The sequence below is a fragment of the Halosimplex marinum genome (assembly GCF_051414075.1).
Lineage (GTDB): Archaea > Halobacteriota > Halobacteria > Halobacteriales > Haloarculaceae > Halosimplex > Halosimplex marinum.
In genome coordinates this window covers 528785-546850 of the sequence record NZ_JBLKNY010000005.1, presented here as the reverse complement: position 1 = coordinate 546850, position 18066 = coordinate 528785, and the positions used below count along the sequence as shown (strand labels likewise).

Sequence of the window (18066 nt, the reverse complement as noted above, 5' to 3'; positions counted from 1 at the left end):
CCCGGCGCTGTCAGACGTAGCTCGCCGCTTCCCGGGCGAGCCCCGACCTCGCTTCGCAGCTTTCGCGTTCCGTTTCCCGGCGCGTGTGCGGGCGGTGTTCCGACCGCGTCGCTCGCCCGAATACCGGACGTGAGACTGTCGTCGGAACCATTAATATCCGCGTCCACCACCGGACAGGCGTAATGACAGCCGACTCCGACGCAGCCTATCGCGATTCGACGGTACCGACATCGCGGCGTATCGAGGATCTGCTCTCACGAATGACGGTCGAGGAGAAGGCCGCCCAGCTCGGGTCGGTCAGCCCGAGCAGCGGCGTCGCCGACAACGCCGGCGAGGACGAGGACGGCCACGAGCTCGTCGAGGACGGCGAGCTCAACCGCGAAGTCGCCGACGAACTGCTCGGCGACGGGGTCGGTCACCTCACCCGGGTCGGCGGCGAGGGGAGCCTCCCGCCGGAACAGGCCGCCTCGGTCACCAACGAGATCCAGGAGTACCTCGCCGAGGAGACGCGGCTCGGCGTCCCCGCGATCCCCCACGAGGAGTGTCTCAGCGGCTACATGGGCCCCGAGGGCACCACCTTCCCCCAGGGCATCGGCATGGCCAGCACCTGGGACCCCGACCTGATGGCGGCGGTCACCGACACCATCGGCGACCAGCTCGAGGCCATCGGCACCGCACACGCCCTCTCGCCGGTGCTGGACGTGGCCCGCGACCTCCGCTGGGGCCGCGTCGAGGAGACCTTCGGCGAGGACCCGTACCTGATCGCCGAGATGGCGACCGCCTACGTCTCCGGCCTGCAGGGCGACTCCCCCGCCGACGGCATCTCCGCGACGCTCAAACACTTCGTCGGCCACGGCGTCGGCGCGGGCGGGAAGAACCGCTCGTCGGTCGACGTGAGCGAGCGGACGCTCCGTGAGGTCCACATGTTCCCCTTCGAGGCGGCGATCCAGGAGGGCGACGCCGAGGCCGTGATGAACGCCTACCACGACATCGACGGCGTCCCCTGCGCGAAAGACGAGTGGCTGCTGACCGACGTGCTGCGCGGCGAGTGGGACTTCGACGGCCACGTCGTCTCCGACTACTTCAGCGTCGACTTCCTCAAGGAGGAACACGGCGTCGCCGCCACCCAGCAGGAGGCCGCCGTCTCGGCCGTCGAGGCCGGCATCGACGTGGAACTGCCCAACACGGACTGCTACGAGTACCTCGCGGAGGCCGTCCGCGACGGCGACCTCGCCGAGGAGACGCTCGACGAGTCGGTCCGCCGCGTGCTGCGCGCGAAGTTCGAGAAGGGGCTGTTCGACGACCCGACCGTCGACGTCGACGCCGCGACCGACCCCTACGAGGACGAGGCCGCGTCCGGGCTCGCCCGCGAGGCCGCCCGCGACTCGCTGGTCGTCTGCAAGAACGAGGGCGACCTGCTGCCGCTGGACGACGCCGACTCCGTCGCCGTGGTCGGCCCGAAGGCGGACGACAAGAAGGGGATGCTGGGCGACTACGCCTACGCCGCCCACTACCCCGAGGAGGAGTACGAGTTCGAGGCCGACACCCCCCTGGCGGCCATCGAGAACCGCGTCGACGCCGACGTGACCTACGCCCAGGGCTGTACCGCGACGGGCACCTCGACGGACAAGATCGGCCGCGCCGTCGAGGCAGCGGAGGACGCCGACGTGGCGCTGGCGTTCGTCGGCGCGCGCTCGGCCGTCGACTTCTCCGACGTCGACGCCGAGAAGTCCGAGAAGCCGATGGTCCCGACCAGCGGCGAGGGGTGTGACGTGACCGACCTCGGCTTGCCGGGCGTCCAGGAGCAGCTCGTCGCGCAGGTCGAGGGGACGGACACGCCGGTCGTCGTCGTGCTCGTCAGCGGCAAGCCCCACGCGATCCCGGAGATCGACGCGGGCGCCGACGCCGTCGTCCAGGCGTGGCTCCCCGGCGAGGAGGCCGGCAACGCCGTCGTCGACGTGGTCTTCGAGGGCCACGACTCCGGCGGCCACCTGCCGGTGTCGATGCCCAAGTCCGTCGGGCAGCTCCCGGTCCACTACAGCCGCAAGCCCAACACCTACAGCGAGACGTACGTCTACGACGACGCCCAGCCGGTCTACCCGTTCGGCCACGGCCTCAGCTACGCCGAGTTCGAGTACTCCGACCTCGATCTGTCGGACGTGGAGGTCGAGCCCTCGGGCACGTTCACCGCGAGCGTCACCGTCGAGAACACGGCCGACCGCGACGGCAGCGACGTGGTCCAGCTGTACGTCTCCGCCGAGAACCCCGACCTGGCCCGTCCGGTGCGGGAACTGGTCGGCTTCGAGCGCGTCGACGTCGACGCCGGCGAGTCGACGCGGGTCACCTTCGAGCTGGGCGCGAGCCAGCTCGCCTACCACGACCGCAACGCCGACCTCGCCGTCGAGGCCGGCGACTACGAGCTCCAGGTCGGCCACTCGGCCGAGGAGATCGCCGAGACCGCCCGCCTGTCGGTGACCGACACGAAGCGGGTCCCGCGGACGAGCCGCCGCTACTTCACCGAGACGAGCCTCGACCGGGCCTGACCGGTCCTCCGGTCGCCGTTTCTACCGCCTCGGGCCGACCGTCCGCGCCCGGCACCTGCATCGCGGCCACCTTGCACGTTCATTATCGAACGTGATACAACCGTCCGTCGACAGAACGACCCCCGTTTCACGCGCGCACGCGGGGACAATTTTATTTGTGATCTGTTTCTCTCCGTCCTTTCGGTCGCGGGTGCGGCGTCGCGAGCCCGGCACGTCACGAGTCGTGTTCTCACGCCTGATAGCGCTCGTCGACGGGACGGCCGAGGGCGGCGGTCGGTCCTTCGCCGGTGTGGCAATCCTTTTCGGGGGCCCACGTCAACCGACGGGCATGGTTCGGGCGTCGGTCGACGACGGAGGGATCGGCTCGTGAGCGAGCAGGGCGACGAGCAGACGGGCAGGGAGGCGGCGGCCGAGGCGCTGTGCGAACAGAACCGGAAGATCCTCGGCGTGTTCACGATCGCCGTCGTGTTCCTGCTGCTCCAGCTCCCGTACCTGGTGGTCACCGACGCGGATTCGTCGCTGTTCGTCGTGGCGGTGATGAACGTCGTCGGGAGCGCCGCGTTCGCCCTCCTCAGCGGCTGGGCGCTGTGGTTCTGTCGACAGCGGGCTATCTGAGGACGGGCGGAGCGAATCCCGACTGGGGTGGTCGGGATCCGATCCCGCCGGCTGGGTGGCTACGGGCCGTGGGACCGACGGGAGAAATCCGGGGGGACAGTCAGGCCGACGACGTCGCGCGGGCGTACAGCTTGTTCGCCAGCAGGAAGCCGTACGCGGTCGCCCCGAGGATGATGAGGGTCGTCCCGAAGATACCCAGCATCGCGGCGAAGACCTTGTGTGCGAGGACGATCCCCTCGACCTGTCCGAACGCCTGGTACTGGTCGGGGATCCCGTTCATCAGCGAGATCGGGCCGGCCTCGCCGCCGATGACGATGGCGGGCGTCCCGTTGATGAGCGTGGCTCCCAGGACGATACAGCCCACGCCCATCACGATGATCATCAGCGAGACGTTCCCGGTCATGAAGTAGTACAGCCCAAGCAGGTACGCCCGGACGCCGTCCGCCTCCTGCCGGCCGCGTTCGAGTTCCTGTCGCATTGCGATAGACTGTTTCACACACCTATTTGAAGGTTGCGCTTGCGGGCGCGGCCGCGTCGCGCGCCTCGGCAAGATCAGCGACGGCCCCGTATGAAATAATCAGGAAGTTTTATATAGAGCTGGCAGAAGGTAGAGGTATGCGGAAGCCTGACAGCATCCGTGACAAGGAGTTATCGCGACGCCGGTACGCGCAGATACTGGCTGGAATGGGAGCCGCGGGCGTGGCTGGCTGTGGGAGCGACGGTGGATCCACCGACACACCCGGCTCGGACGCTACCCCGACACCGACGCCCAGCGGCGACGGTGGCGACGGCGGCGACGGCGGCGACGGTGGTGACACCGAGACCGACAGCGCCACCGCGACCGCCGAGGAGCCGGTGACTCGACAGATCAACTACGCGGTGGCGAACTCGCCGGACGTGTTCAACTGGAACCCCTGGACGCCCCAGGACAACACCATCGGCGACCTGTGGATGTCCGACCTCCACGGGCTGCGGAACGTCCACACGACGAACCTGTCGTACTCCGGGACGACGGTGCCGTCTCCGCACAAGCCCAACCACGAGGAGATCGAGATCATGACGTGGATCTCGGGCTACGAGGTCGAGCCGCCGTACGACTGGTACGACCACCACGACGAGCGGTCGGCCTACTGGAACGGCGACCCCCACGACGCGGTCGCCCGCGAGACGCACAACCACGTCCACTGGTTCCAGGACGGGAACAAGTTCACCGAGGGCGCGACGTTCAACGAGCGCGCCGAGTCCCAGTGGACCCACCACATGTGGCAGGCGAAGGGGTCGGTCCCCGAGCAGGACCCGAACCCGACGGCACGGGTCGTGCTACGCTCGAACGCCGGCCCGGTCGACGGTAACCCGCCGATCCACCCGGACTTCACCGAGCCGTACCTCGAACGGTACCGGGACGCGGGCAACTCGGACCAGGTCAGCTCGATCACGGACGAGCTCGTCAGCGACCGGATCAGCCTCGACCGCATGGCCATGGAGGGCGGCACCGACGAGATGCTCGCCGGCACGGGTCCCTACCGGCTGGAGTCGATGGACGACGTGGGCTCCGAGCGGGTGATCCTCCACCTCAACGAGGACCACCCCAACGCCGAACACACCAACGTCGAGCGGCTCGCGCTCTACTGGGCGGAGGGCGACCGGCGTCAGACGCTCGTCAACGAGGGCGTGCTCGACGTCGACTCCGGGGCCGTCACCGACAGCGGGGCGACCACCCGCGAGACGCTCCCGGACCACGTGCAGGAGTTCACCCGGTGGCTGCGCGCGACGGGCGGCGACGTCTGGCAGCTCAACTGGCAGAACGAGCACCTTCAGAACCTCTGGGTGCGCCGCGCGCTCATCGAGGCCATCGACTGGAACGCCGTCTCCGCGAACGGCTGGGGCGAGGACGCCTCCCAGGTCACCCAGCACGACACCTTCCTGCTGGACGCCCAGTCCGAGAGCACCTTCTCCGAGGACTTCCTCGATAGCCTGCACCTCTACTCGCGGTCCTCGAACAAGGAGAACGCCAACGAGTACATGCGGCGGGCGGGCTACAGCAAGCAGGGCGGCCAGTGGGTCGACCCCAACGGCAACCCCGCGTCGATCGACCTCTCCTCGCGGTCGGGCAGCCCCGCCAACGTCCAGGGCGCCCAGACCATCCGCGCGAACCTCGCCAACTGGGGCTTCGGCGTGAACTTCACCACGATGGGCTGGAACAACTGGTCGACCTCGATCAACCCGAACGAGGGGCTCAACTACGACTCGACCATGTTCTGGCACGGCGACCCGTACGTCTTCCAGTACTACCACGACCGCGGCGCGTGGTGGGACCTGGGCCTGGTCGCCGGCAGCCCGACCGGCAACCCCTTCGACGCCGACCCCGAGGACGAGGTCGACACCCAGGGCAAGCCGATCGTCCAGGACGTGCCCAACGAGCCCGGCGCCTTCGAGGCGCCCGACGAGGCCGGCAAGTCGCCCGACCTCGACAACGCGACCGAGGTCAACCTCGTCGAGACCGTCAACCAGATCCGCGCGCCCGGGAACAGCGAGGAGGAACTGCAGGAACTGTACCGCACCTGCGCGAAGTACTACAACTTCTACGTCCCGCACTTCGTCTTCCACCAGTACCTGATGGGGTCGTTCGGCGACGTCCGCGACTTCGACTGGCCGGACCCCTCGGCCCGCGCGTTCGACTACGAGCGCTCGTTCGGTATCGAGGACGTGCTCGTGCTCGGCGGCATCGCCCAGGCCAGCACCGACACCGACTTCGAACCGCCGCAGTAAGCGGCTGACTCCCCGTATCGACCGCCGACCACCCGGGTCGCCCGGGCCGACGTTTCTCTCCGTTCGTCGCCCGACAGCGAGAGCGCTCGCTACGGTTCGATCCGTACTCTCGGAACACGGCGGGGTCTCGCCGTCCGCCGGCCCGTCACTCGTCGGTCGCCGGGCGGATCGCGCCGTGTTTCAGCATGTGGAAGATCGGCTGGCCGGCGGGGCCGGCGGTCCCGTATTCGGGGTCGGCGTCGTAGGACGGCCACTCGAAGTCGCGGGTGTTGCCCCAGAGGCCGTCGACGGCGTTGCCCAGGTAGATGTCGGGGAGGGCGTCGTTCCACCAGGTCGCGAACGTCGCGACGGCGTCGACGGTCGCGGCCCGGTCGTTCGGCGCCTCGATGGTCCGCCAGGTCTCGAGGAGGTCGACCGTCCGGCGTTCGCCCTCCGGGGCGTCGACCGCCCCGGGCGTCCGGGGGACCGAGACCTCGACGGGTTTGCCGCGACTGCCCGCCTCGGCGTCGGGGCCCGAGACGCCGTAGCCGACCGTGGTGGCCCCGTCGCTGGTCACGTCGTAGACGCTGTAGGGGTCGCCGTCGAAGTTCCAGACGACGATGTCGTGGGTGTGGTTCGAGACGGCGGCGTAGACGTTGCTGTTCGTGAGCCGGTCGGTCTCGACGTCGAAGCCGAACCGCGAGAGGCTCGACGCGACGACCTCGGTCGCGGAGACGAAGTCCGACCACACCGGCGTCGCGATCCGGATCCGCGGCCGCTCGCCGTCCGGACCGCGCCAGTCGCCGTTCCGGTCGCGGCTGTAGCCCGCCCCGCGCATGTACTCGGCGGCGGCCTCCTCGTCGGCCTCGACGGGGTAGCGGTGGAGCTGTTCGCGGACCTCGTCGGGGAGCCACCGGCGCGCGGCGGGCGCGGAGAGACCGGTCTGCCGTTCGATCGGCTCGCCCCAGTCGGCCACGTCGACGATCTGGTCGACCGGGACGACCGAGAGGACCGCCCGCCGGACGGGGCGGCGCCCGAGGTGTGGGTCCCGCCAGTCGAGCACGAGCTTGGTCCCCGAGTCGGTCGGGTAGGTCGCGAGCTGTTCGAGGTTCTCCGGCGGGTCGCCCCGCTCGTCGGCGAGGTCTCCGGTGCCGCCGTCGAGCCACCCCTTGTCGACGAGGTTCTCGATCGAGACCGACTGGACGACGGGGAACCACAGCCGCGGGACCGCGACCTCGTCGGCGCGGGGATGGTCGTCGTAGCGCTCCAGCATCAGCCGGTTGATCGACACCTCGACCAGTTCGTAGGGGCCACAGCCCAGCCCCTCGTCGGCGAGCGTCTCCAGCCCGGGGCTGTCGGTCCGGAGTTCGGCGACGACCTCGGTGCGGCGCTCGTCGGTCCCGGCGTCGCGGAGCCGCTCCAGCCACGGCTCGTAGCGGTCGACCCGGGTCCGGACGGCGCCGCCGACGGCCGTCGAGAGCGCGAGCGGTCGGTCGAGCGGTCGGTCGAAGCGATACCGGAGGGCCCGGTCGTCGCGGAGCTCGACATCGTAGCCCCGGTCGCCGGCCACGAACGACCCGATGCGCTCCTCGACCCACGCGTCGCGGGCGGTGACGGGGTCGCCCGACCACCACGTGTACCCGTCGGCGTAGGTGACCGTCGCGGCGTCGCCGTCGACGTCGAGCGACTCGACCACCTCGCCGAGCCGGCGGTCGCCGCCCGGCGTGGTGTAGGACTCGGCTTCGAAGAGGATCGAGTAGAAGGCCGCGGGGTCGGAGGAGGACCACGGCCCGACGTGGACGTTCTCGGGGACGTACGGGAACTGGAAGCCGAACACCCGCGGCGAGTCGACGATATCGTTCGGCTCGGTGCAGCCGGCCACCGACCCGGCCAGGCCGGCGCCGACCGCGGCGAGGTACGCCCGCCGGCTCAGACCGTCGCCCGCCCGCCCCTCGGAACCAGGATCCATCGCCGCGAGGTTATGGACGACCCGCCTTAAGGCCTCCGGGGCCGAGATCCGTCCGCGGGCGGTTCGTCCGGGAGTCCCCCCGCGGAAACCCGAGACGCTCCGGGTGCGAACGGATCTCTCCCTCCACCGACCGCGCGGGGAGCGCCCATCGCTACCGAGCGGATCGCGCCATCCGCGCTCCGGCAAGCGGAAAAGACATATAGGGTCGATCGTACAAGTCGTAGTATGGATGATTATGTGTCACAGGAAGCCCTGCGGTTCGTCGTGATCGGGCTCGTGGCGATGGCGGCCGTCGCCGTCGGCGCCGCGACCATCACGGCGACCGTCGACACCGGGGCGGCGGCCGGTGGCGGGCAGGATCCGGCCCAGGATCCCAACGAGCAGCGGCAGAACCAGGGCGGCGGAAACGGTGACGGCCCGGGCGGCGGGGACGGTCTCAACCGCAGCGGGGACCCCTCCGGCGGCGACACGGTCCAGTACACCACCTGTATCGAGCCGCTGACGACGTGGTACGGCGGACTCGTGTACTTCGGCGCCGCCGCGATGCTCGTCTTCCTGATCAAGCGGCGCTACTCGTTCGGCGCGGCGTTCCTCGGGCTGTACGCGCTCGCGCCGCCCGTGCTCCTGGCGTACTTCCTGGGGACCGACTGCGCGACCGTCGGTGGCCCCGGGCTGGGTAACAGCACGGCCAACGTCGGGACCAACGCGTCCGCGTCGCCGGTCGCGTCGATGGACGTGCCCCCCGCGGCCATCCTCGGCGTGTTCGGCGTCGTGCTCGTCGCGACGGCCGCGGTCCTGTTCCGCGCCTCCGGCGACCAGGCGATCACCACCATGGAGGAGGAGGCCGTCGACGAGGGCGAGGGCGCCGACGTGATGGACCTCGCTCAGGCGGCCGGCCGCGCCGCCGACCGGCTCGAAGAGCACAACGCCGACGTGGACAACGAGGTCTACCGCGCGTGGTGGGAGATGACGAGCATGCTCGACGTGCCCAACCCCGACAGCGCGACGCCCGGCGAGTTCGCCGAGGCCGCGGTCGACGTGGGGCTGGGCGAGGACGACGTGGCCGAGCTGACGCGGCTGTTCGAGGAGGTCCGCTACGGCAAGCGCGACGCCGAGAGCCGCGAGGACCTGGCCATCGACGTGTTCCGCAACATCGAGCAGGAGTACGGCGGTACCACCGACTCGTCGGTCGGCGAGGAGGGTGACGATGGATATTGAGACGATCCTCAACCGCATACTGATCGCCATCGGGGCGATCCTCTTCGCCGCCGCGGCGGCGATGATCGTCGTCCCCGACCTCTCGAGCGCCCTCCCGTCCGCGACGCAGGGGGTCTTCCTGGTCGGGATCATCGCGCTGGTGACCGGGCTGGGCGTCGTCCGCCGGCGGCTCCGCGGCGAGGTCGAGGAGACGGTCACGCCCGACCCCGAGCGGCCCGCGGGCAACCCGATGCCCGGCGAGGACGTCGACCGGATGCTCTACGAGATGACCCACCTCCGCCAGGGGGTCACCGAGAACCGCGAGCACCTCGAGGAGCGGCTGGAGAATCTCGCGGTCGCGGTCATCCGCAACCGGGAGGACTGCTCGGTCGAGGAGGCCCGGCGCATCCTCGAGGCGGGCGAGTGGACGGACAACGAGACCGCCGCGGACTTCTTCCGGGGCGAGCGGACCGCTGCCGAGGAGGCCGGCCTGTCGGAGTCGCTGCTGTCGGGCACCGACGACGTGGCCGCCTTCGAGAACCAGTTCCGCGTCACCGTCGAGGAGCTCATCGAGGTCGGCGACGTGGACGTGAGCCACGACGTCGACGTCAAGGAGGGCGACGACCGCTCCTTCTTCGACCGCCTGCTCGGCCGCTCGGCCGACGACGGCGACGAGGACGACGCCGTCGAGTCCAACTGGAACGAGCCGAACTCCTCGGTGCCGACCTTCGACACGAGCGAGCCGTTCGAGGACGTGAGCCTGCAGCACACGAACCGCTGGCTCGGCGTGACGGCGTTCGCGCTGGTCGCCGTCGGCGCCGGCGTGATGACGTTCACCCCCGGCCTGATGCTCGCCGGGACGGTCGGCATCGCCTACACCATCTACGGGCGCGTCTCCGCCGTGCCCAAGACGGAGGGGCTGGTCGTCGAGCGCGAGTTCGACACCGACGACCCCGAGCCGGGCGACCTCGTCGAGGTGACGCTGACGGTCCGCAACGAGAGCGGGTCGATGCTGCCCGACCTGCGGATGGTCGACGTGGTGCCGGACTCGTTCGTCGTCACCGACGGCGTCCCGCGCCTGCACACGGCCCTGCAGTCGGGCGCGCAGGCCCAGCTGGAGTACACCGTCCGCGTCGAGCGCGGCGAGTACGAGTGGCCGCTGCTCGTGGTCGCGCGGGACTTCAGCGGCGGCGTCGAGCGCACGTCGCTGGTCACGCCCGACGCGGGGATGCGGGTCACCCCGCCGCTGCGGGTCACCAACGACGTGCCGGTGCGCGCCCAGACCACGCAGTACGCCGGCGACGTCGACACCAAGCAGGGCGGCGCCGGGCTGGAGTTCCACTCCGTCCGCGACTACCGCCCCGGCGACCCGATGAACCGCATCAACTGGAAGCAGGTCGCCAGCACCGGCGAACTCGCGACCATCGACTTCCGCCAGGAGAAGGCCGCGACGGTCACCATCCTGTTCGACACCCGACAGAGCGCGTACATCTCGGCGGGCGTCGACGAACCGCACGCGGTCGACCACTCGGTCCACGCAGCCAGCGACATGTTCGGCGCGCTGTACGACCAGGGCAACCTCGTGGGCGTCGCCGCCTTCGACACGGTGCCCTGCTGGTACGCGCCCGGCGCCGGCAGCGAGCACCTGGAGAACGCCCGGGTCCTGTTCGCCCAGCACCCGGCGCTGTCGCCGCGGCCGCCCGAGCGACAGGACCACGAGAGCCAGTACATCGACCCGATGACCCACGTGCGCCGGCGGCTGCCGAGCACCTCGCAGGTGTTCCTGTTCTCGCCGCTGGCGGACGACTACGCGGCCGAGGTCGCCCGGCGGCTCGACTCCGAGGGCCACCTGGTCACCGTCATCAGCCCCGACGTGACCGTCGACGAGACGGTCGGCCAGCGGCTCACGCGCATCGAGCGGACCGCGCGGGTCCGGTACCTCCGCGAACGGGGGATCCGCGTCATGGACTGGGACCCCGACGAGCGCCTGTCGCTCGAGGTCGAGAAAGCACAGACGAGGTGGGCATAATGAGTTTCGACATCCAGGACGACGAGTTCAACGCGGTCGAGGTCACTCACTCGCCCGCACGGTTCAGTAGTATCATCGCGGTCGCCGCGGCGCTGCTGGCGGTCGTGACGACGGCACTGGTCGCGCCGCTGTCGGCGCCGGTCGGCCTGTTCGGCCTCGCCGGCGTCGCCGCCGGCCTGTTCGTCTTCGAGTCCGAGCGGCTGACGGTCGCAGGCACGGGGATCGTCTTCATCGGCATCGTCGTCGCCGGCTTCTTCGGCGACGTGCCGGAGTTCCTGCTGTTCGCGGCGCTGGCGACGATCATCTCGTTCGACCTGGGAGGGAACGCCTTCAGCGTCGGGCGTCAGATGAGCGACCAGACCGAGACCCAGCGCGGCGAGGCCGTCCACGTCGCCGCCACCGTCTTCGTCGGCGTCATGGCCGCCGGCCTCTCCTACGGCCTCTACATCGTACCGTGGGGCTCGCTGACCGTCCCGGCCCTGACGCTGCTGTTGCTGTCGGCGCTGTTTTTCATCTGGTCGATCCGCCAGTAGGCCGGTCGACCGCTTCCGCTCGCGTCTCCCTTTTCGTCCGCTGTTGCACCCCTCGCCGAGTCGCTCCGAGTCCGTTCTCCGACCGTCGCGCCACTGCGACGCAACCGTCGATATCCGGTCGCTGACTGGCGCGTCAGTCAGCTTTCCGTCATGGAAAACCGTCTTACACCGTCAGGGTTAAGAGGCATAGCACGGGCTATCTTACCATGGCACAGAGCGACCTATCCATACAGGAGGCCAGTGACCAGTTGGAGGCAGTCGTCGACGAGATCCAGTCGTCGGTCATCATCGAGGAGGAGTTCCTCGAGACGGTGCTCGTGGGACTGCTCTCGAAGGGCCACGTCCTGCTGGAGGACGTACCCGGGACCGGCAAGACGCTGACCGCGAACAGTTTCGCGACGGCGCTGGGCCTGTCTTTCTCCCGCATCCAGTTCACACCGGACCTGCTCCCCAACGACGTGACCGGGACCTACATCTACAACGAGCAGGAGGGCGAGTTCGAGTTCAACAAGGGGCCCATCTTCGCCAACATCGTCCTCGCAGACGAGATCAACCGCGCGCCGCCGAAGACCCAGGCCGCGCTGCTGGAGGCGATGGGCGAGGGCCAGGTCACCACCGAGGGTGACACCCGCCAGCTGCCCGAGCCCTTCTTCGTCATCGCGACACAGAACCCCGTCGAGCAGGAGGGGACCTTCCCGCTGCCCGAGGCGCAGATCGACCGCTTCAACATCAAGTCCTCCATCGGCTACCCCGACGTGGACGGCGAGGTCGAGCTGCTCCGGCGGCGCAACGACCGCACCTCGACGACCCCGTCGGTCGGGCAGGTGCTCGACCACGACTCGGTCATGAACCTGCAGGCGGTTCCGGACACCGTGACGGTCACCGAGGACATGCTGGAGTACATCGCGGCCGTCTCGCGGGCCACCCGCGACGACCACCGCGTCGAGACGGGCATGAGCCCGCGCGGGACCCAGCGCCTCTACGAGACCGCCCGCGCCCAGGCCGTCATCGAGGGGCGCAACTACGTCACGCCCGACGACGTCAAGACGGTCTCCCAGCCGGTCATCGCCCACCGCCTGGGCCTGACCGCCGAGTCGCAGGTCAACGACGTGGACAAGTCGGAGATCGTCGACGAAGTGCTCGAGGAGATCCCCGTCCCGACCATCGAGGCGCCGGCGTAACGACCAACCGGAGGACACATCATGGGTGTTTCAAACGCGGTTCGGAACCCGGGCTCGTACATCAGCAGGACGCTGAGCCTCTACTGGGCGCTGCTGACCGACCCGGAGCGGTTCTACGACGAGTACATCGGGACGCGGCGCGTCAAATCAGAGTTCGCGCTGGTGCTGGTGACCGGGCTGGTCGGCCTCGTGGGCAACTACCTGATGCTCCAGGAGCTGATCTTCCAGTTCGAGGGCATCCAGTCGGTCGTCATCAACGAGCAGGTCCGCTTCCAGCTCCAGCAGCGCGTCATCGAGCCGCTGCTGGGGGCGTTCCTGCTGTGGATCTGGTTCGGGGTCGGGACGTACTACGTCGCCTGGCTGTACACGACGATCGGCACGACCTACGTTGCGATGAAGCGGGCGGCGTGGGCGCTCGCCCCGATCCTGATCGGCAACCTCATCCACACCGCCGCGATGGCCTACGCCTCGACGACGCTGGAGGTCACCGAGGACGACGTCACCATCGCGACGAGCATCTCCGACGTGGTTGCGGGGTTCGTCTGGTCGCAGGCCAGCGGTGAGACGGTCGTCCTCGCTGCGACCGCGGTCGGGATCGCCTTCGCGGTGTGGACCGGGTACATCAGCGCCTACGCGATCAAGGACGTGCGCGACCTGACGACGACCGAGGCGTACAAGGTCGCCGCCGTCCCGACGCTCGGCTACGTCCTGTACATCGCATACAGCGTCGTCACCGCACTCTGACAGAAGAATTAAGAAGTTGTGACACTCCAACACACACTATGAACTATTACATACGGCGGTTCAGCCAAGCGATCGTGACCTTCGTCGTGGGGATGTTCATCACGTTCGCGCTGTACCGACTCGTTCCGGGTGGGCCGGTCCAGGCGATCATCGCCGACCGGGTCCAACAGATGCAACAGCGCGGCCAGCCGGTCGACACGCAGGAGGTCGCCGAGATGGCCGAACAACTGACGGGGATCAACCCCGACAAGCCGATCCCGATCGCCTTCTACGAGTGGCTCCGGGACATCATCCTCTACCAGGACTTCGGCGAGTCGATCCTGTTCCAGGACCCCGTCTTCGACATCCTCTTCCGCGGGATGCCGTGGTCGATCTTCCTGAGCGTCTACGGGCTCCTGCTGGGCTTTACCGCCACCATCGCGGTGGGCGTGTTCATGGCCTGGCACGAGGGGACCAAGATCGACTCCGGGCTGACGGTGTTCGTGCTCGTGATGCGGTCGATCCCCTACTACGTGGCCGCGATCGTGATGCTGTCGGTGCTGGCGTTCCAGTGGGGACTGTTCCCGACCGGCGGCCGCGCGCCGCCGGCGGCCGACCCCGGGTTCAACCTCGAGTACATGATCGGGATCGCGAGACACGCGGCACTGCCGATCCTGTCGAACTTCATCGTCGGCTTCGCCGGCGGTGCCATCGGGATGCGGGCGCTGACCGTGCGGGTCATCGGCGGTGACTACCTGCGGTCGGCGCGCCTGCGCGGACTGGGTACGAACCGCATCCTGACCCGGTACCTGACCCGCAACTCCATCCTCCCGATCTACACCGGGTTCATGCTCGGTATCGCGGGGATGTTCAGCTCGAACGTCATCACGGAACAGATCTTCCAGTACCACGGCGTCGGCTGGTTCATGCTCGAGGCGGCGGTCAACCAGGACTACCCGCTCGTGATGGCCGCGTTCGTGTTCTTCTCGGGCATCACGGTGACGGCCATCCTGATCGCTGACCTCACCTACGGGCTCATCGACCCGCGGGCCGGGACCGGCGCGACGAGGGAGAGCTTCTAAGATGTCCGAGAAAACACCAAAGAGCGACGGGGGCGTCACACAGGAAAGCATCTTCGGCTCCGACGAGGAGGCCGAGCGCCGCCGGACGCCGCCGGCCGAGCGCGCCCGCCGCGCGTTCGACTTCTACATCGCGACGCCGTTCCGCGTCGCGTGGTCCGACTGGCGGACCCGCATCGGCGGCGTCGGCGTCCTGTTCTACCTGCTGATGGGCACCGTTGGCGTCTGGCTGGTGCCCCCGCCCCAGATCAACGAGGGGCCCTACTACCTCCAGCCGTTCCGCGACTGGTCGATGCCCCTGGGGACCGACAACCTCGGCCGGGGCGTCTTCAAGACGCTCGTCCACTCGACGCCGGCGATGATGAAGATGGCGCTGGCCGGGATCGTCTTCTCGGTCGGCGTCGCGGTGCTCGTCGGCATGATCGCCGGCTACAAGGGCGGCGTCATCGACACGGTGCTGATGACCATCGCCGACGTGTTCATCACGCTGCCGGGCCTGCCGCTGATCATCGTCCTCGCGGCGATCTTCTCGCCGGAGGACCCCTTCATCGTCGGGACCATCATCGCCATCGACCAGTGGCCGGGGCTGGCCAGGATGTTGCGCTCGCAGGTGCTGTCCCTGCGCGAGGAGGACTACGTCGAGGCGGCGCGGTCGATCGGGCTCTCGACGCCGACGATCGTCGGCCAGGAACTGGTCCCGAAGGTCGCGCCGTTCGTGCTCGTCTCCGCGGCGGGCGCCGCGGTCGCGGTCATCTTCCAGTCGGTCGCGCTGTACTTCATCGGCGTGCTCCCCTTCAACTCGTTCAACTGGGGCGTGATGATGCAGCTGGCCTACGAACAGGGCAACGCGATCTCCGCGCCCGGCCGCGCCGGCCACTGGATGCTGTTCCCGCTGCTGGCCATCTCGGGCGTGAGCTTCTCGCTGATCCTCTTCTCGCAGGGGCTCGACCGGGTGTTCAACCCGCGCCTGCTGGCGCGCCACTCCGAGACGGTCCCCGAGGACGAACAGGACGGGGCGGGTGACCTGTGATGCCCGCCCGTGAACCGACCGACCGACCGGAGGTGAGCTGACATGGCAATCGGACAATCGAACCAGTCGACCGAGGAGGAGACCGCGGAGGCCGACGATCCCGACGAGGACATCGTCATGAGCGTCGAGGACGCTCGCGTGCAGTTCGGGATGTCCCGCGGACAGGCGTGGGTGCTCAACGACGTGAGCCTTGACGTCCGCCGCGAGGAGATCTTCGCCGTCGTCGGGGAAAGCGGCTCCGGCAAGTCGATGTTCGCGGCCGCGCTGATGGACGCCGTCGAGGACCCCGGCCACCTCTCGGGCGACGTGACCTACTACCCCCGCGAGGACGAGGGCACCGACACCCCGAGCGCCGACCAGATCGGCTCCTACGACGCCGTCGGTGACGACTCGATCGACGTGCTCGGGATGAGCGAGGGCGAGCTCAAGAACTTCCGCTGGGAGCAGGTCTCGATGGTGTTCCAGGGGGCGATGAACTCGTTCAACCCCACGATGAAGATCAAGGGCCACTTCCACGAGACCATCCAGGCCCACAACGCGGTCCTCGACGAGCGGATGGAGCACGTCCGGGACCTGTTCGAGGCGCTGCACCTCGACCCGGACCGCGTGATGAACTCCTACCCCCACGAGCTGTCGGGGGGGATGAAACAGCGCGCGCTCATCGCGCTCGCGCTGGTGCTCGAACCCGAGGTGCTCGTGATGGACGAGCCGACCGCGGCGCTGGATCTTCTGATGCAGCGGTCGATCATCTCGATGCTCCGGGAGCTGCGCGACGAGTTCGACCTGACCATCGTCTTCATCACGCACGACCTGCCGCTGGTCGCCGGCCTCTCGGACCGCATCGGCGTGATGTACTCCTTCGAGTTCGTCGAGGTGGGCGACACGCGCTCGCTGCTGAAAGACGCGGCTCACCCCTACACCCGGGCGCTGTTGCGCTCGGTGCCGAGTATCGAATCGAACATCGACGAGATGGAGCCCATCGAGGGCGCGCGGCCGGACCCGGTGAACATCCCGACGGGGTGTTCGTTCCACCCGCGGTGTCCGATCGCCGACGACCGCTGTGAGATCGAGGACCCCGACCTCGTGACGGTCGACGAGGACCACGAGGCGGCGTGTTTCTACACGGACCAGGCCCGCGACGAGCTGACCTACACCCTCGACCACGGGACCACGGAGGACGAGAGATGAGCACAGACGAACCCACGGCCGACGACGCGACGGCCGACGACGCGGCCGTCGACGAGGAACCGAGCGACGAACCGATCCTGTCGGTCGAGGACGTGAACGTCCACTACACGCCGGGCGGGATCGTCAAGCGCGCGCTGACCGACAAGAAGGTCCGCGCGGTCGACGGCGTCAGCTTCGACCTCTACGACAACGACATCGTCGTGCTGGTCGGGGAGTCGGGCTGTGGCAAGACCACGCTCGGCAAGACCGCGATCGGCCTCGAACAGCCCACCAGCGGGACGATCACCTACCGCGGCCAGGATATCTGGGACGCAAAGGCCAACCCGCGCGACGCGGACATCGAGTTCACCGAGATCCGCCGCGCGATGCAGATCATCCATCAGGACCCCGCCAACGCGCTGAACTCCTCGCGGCGGGTCAAGGCGATCCTCGCCGACCCGCTCAAGAAGTACCGGACCGAGCTGGGGCCCAAAGAGCGGGAGGACACCATCTACCGCTACCTGGAGTACGTGGACATGATGCCGCCGGAAGACTACGCCGAGCGGTATCCCCACCAGCTCTCGGGCGGCGAGAAACAGCGGGTCGCCCTGGGTCGGGCACTGCTGATGAACCCGGACGTCATTCTCGCCGACGAGGCCATCTCGGCGCTGGACGTGAGCCTGCGCGTCGGGATGATGGACCTGATCCTCGACCTGCAGGACACGTTCGACACCTCCTACATCTTCATCAGCCACGACCTGGCCAACGCCCGCTACCTCGCCAAGCGCGCGGGCGGCCGGATCGCGATCATGTACCTCGGGGAGATCGTCGAGATCGGGCCGCCCGAGGAGATCCTCCAGAATCCCACGCACCCGTACACGAAGGTGCTGAAGTGGTCGACGCCGACCGTCGACCCGGACCTGGCGAAACAGCGCATCCAGGAGGACCCGCCGGTCCGCGAGGTGGACGTGCCCGACCCCGAGGACCCGCCCTCGGGCTGCAAGTTCCACACGCGCTGTCCGGAGGCCCGCGAGGTCTGCACGCAGGAGGAGCCGGGGATGTTCGACACCGCCGGCGAGAGCGAGACCGCCTGCTTCCGGGCGCTGGAGACCCACGAGTACTGGAACAGCGCGGAACTGGCCGACGCGTCCGAAGACGAGTACGACGCCCAGGAGTCGTCCAGCTTCAGCGACTGAGCCGGTCGCGGACGCGTTTCTCTTTTCGATCCGTCCGCGTCGCGGGGCGGTCGCGC

The 18066-nt window shown here is 68.8% G+C and carries 14 protein-coding genes; 12 read left to right on the top strand and 2 right to left on the bottom strand.

Translation table 11 applies throughout. The annotated features are described in order from the left end of the window. Positions 1-182 precede the first annotated feature (182 nt). On the top strand, positions 183-2543 hold the full coding sequence (locus ACMGFI_RS16100; protein WP_436910854.1) for a glycoside hydrolase family 3 N-terminal domain-containing protein: 2361 nt from the start codon (positions 183-185) through the stop codon (positions 2541-2543). Positions 2544-2909: 366 nt separating this feature from the next. Continuing rightward, on the top strand, positions 2910-3158 hold the full coding sequence (locus ACMGFI_RS16095; RefSeq protein ID WP_436910853.1) for a hypothetical protein: 249 nt from the start codon (positions 2910-2912) through the stop codon (positions 3156-3158). Between the two features lie 100 nt (positions 3159-3258). Here the strand turns inward: ACMGFI_RS16095 and ACMGFI_RS16090 are convergent, their stop codons facing one another. Continuing rightward, on the bottom strand, positions 3259-3636 hold the full coding sequence (locus ACMGFI_RS16090; protein ID WP_436910852.1) for a hypothetical protein: 378 nt from the start codon (positions 3634-3636) through the stop codon (positions 3259-3261). A gap of 137 nt (positions 3637-3773) precedes the next feature. Between ACMGFI_RS16090 and ACMGFI_RS16085 the strand changes: the two genes are divergently transcribed. Further along, positions 3774-5927, top strand: coding sequence for an ABC transporter substrate-binding protein (locus ACMGFI_RS16085; RefSeq protein WP_436910851.1), 2154 nt, complete (start codon positions 3774-3776; stop codon positions 5925-5927). Positions 5928-6072: 145 nt separating this feature from the next. On the opposite strand, the gene ACMGFI_RS16080 is transcribed toward ACMGFI_RS16085, so the two are convergent. Further along, positions 6073-7875, bottom strand: coding sequence for an ABC transporter substrate-binding protein (locus ACMGFI_RS16080; RefSeq protein WP_436910850.1), 1803 nt, complete (start codon positions 7873-7875; stop codon positions 6073-6075). Positions 7876-8100: 225 nt separating this feature from the next. Here ACMGFI_RS16080 and ACMGFI_RS16075 point away from each other — a divergent pair, with 225 nt between their 5' ends. From ACMGFI_RS16075 to ACMGFI_RS16035, 9 genes are all read left to right on the top strand, one after another. Next, positions 8101-9093 (top strand): DUF4129 domain-containing protein, encoded by a 993-nt coding sequence (locus tag ACMGFI_RS16075; protein ID WP_436910849.1) that lies wholly within the window; start codon positions 8101-8103, stop codon positions 9091-9093. Further along, complete coding sequence (locus ACMGFI_RS16070; RefSeq protein ID WP_436910847.1) at positions 9083-11101, top strand: DUF58 domain-containing protein; 2019 nt, start codon at positions 9083-9085, stop codon at positions 11099-11101. Before ACMGFI_RS16075 ends, ACMGFI_RS16070 begins: the two co-directional genes overlap by 11 nt. Continuing rightward, positions 11101-11634 carry a DUF7519 family protein gene (locus tag ACMGFI_RS16065; RefSeq protein ID WP_436910845.1) on the top strand — a complete coding sequence of 178 codons (534 nt, stop codon included), beginning with the start codon at positions 11101-11103 and terminating at the stop codon, positions 11632-11634. Before ACMGFI_RS16070 ends, ACMGFI_RS16065 begins: the two co-directional genes overlap by 1 nt. Positions 11635-11840: 206 nt before the next feature. After that, positions 11841-12815, top strand: a complete 975-nt coding sequence (locus ACMGFI_RS16060; protein WP_436910843.1) for an AAA family ATPase — start codon at positions 11841-11843, stop codon at positions 12813-12815. Positions 12816-12836: 21 nt separating this feature from the next. After that, positions 12837-13559 (top strand): YIP1 family protein, encoded by a 723-nt coding sequence (locus ACMGFI_RS16055; protein ID WP_436910842.1) that lies wholly within the window; start codon positions 12837-12839, stop codon positions 13557-13559. 38 nt (positions 13560-13597) lie between these two features. Next, a complete protein-coding gene (locus tag ACMGFI_RS16050; protein ID WP_436910841.1) occupies positions 13598-14620 on the top strand; it encodes an ABC transporter permease in 1023 nt (340 codons plus the stop codon). Between the two features lies 1 nt (position 14621). Next, a complete protein-coding gene (locus tag ACMGFI_RS16045; RefSeq protein WP_436910840.1) occupies positions 14622-15647 on the top strand; it encodes an ABC transporter permease in 1026 nt (341 codons plus the stop codon). A 42-nt stretch (positions 15648-15689) separates the two neighbouring features. Beyond that, a complete protein-coding gene (locus tag ACMGFI_RS16040; protein ID WP_436910839.1) occupies positions 15690-16835 on the top strand; it encodes an ABC transporter ATP-binding protein in 1146 nt (381 codons plus the stop codon). Next, positions 16832-18010, top strand: coding sequence for an oligopeptide/dipeptide ABC transporter ATP-binding protein (locus ACMGFI_RS16035; RefSeq protein WP_436910838.1), 1179 nt, complete (start codon positions 16832-16834; stop codon positions 18008-18010). The genes ACMGFI_RS16040 and ACMGFI_RS16035 overlap by 4 nt, the downstream gene beginning before the upstream one ends. Positions 18011-18066 lie beyond the last annotated feature (56 nt).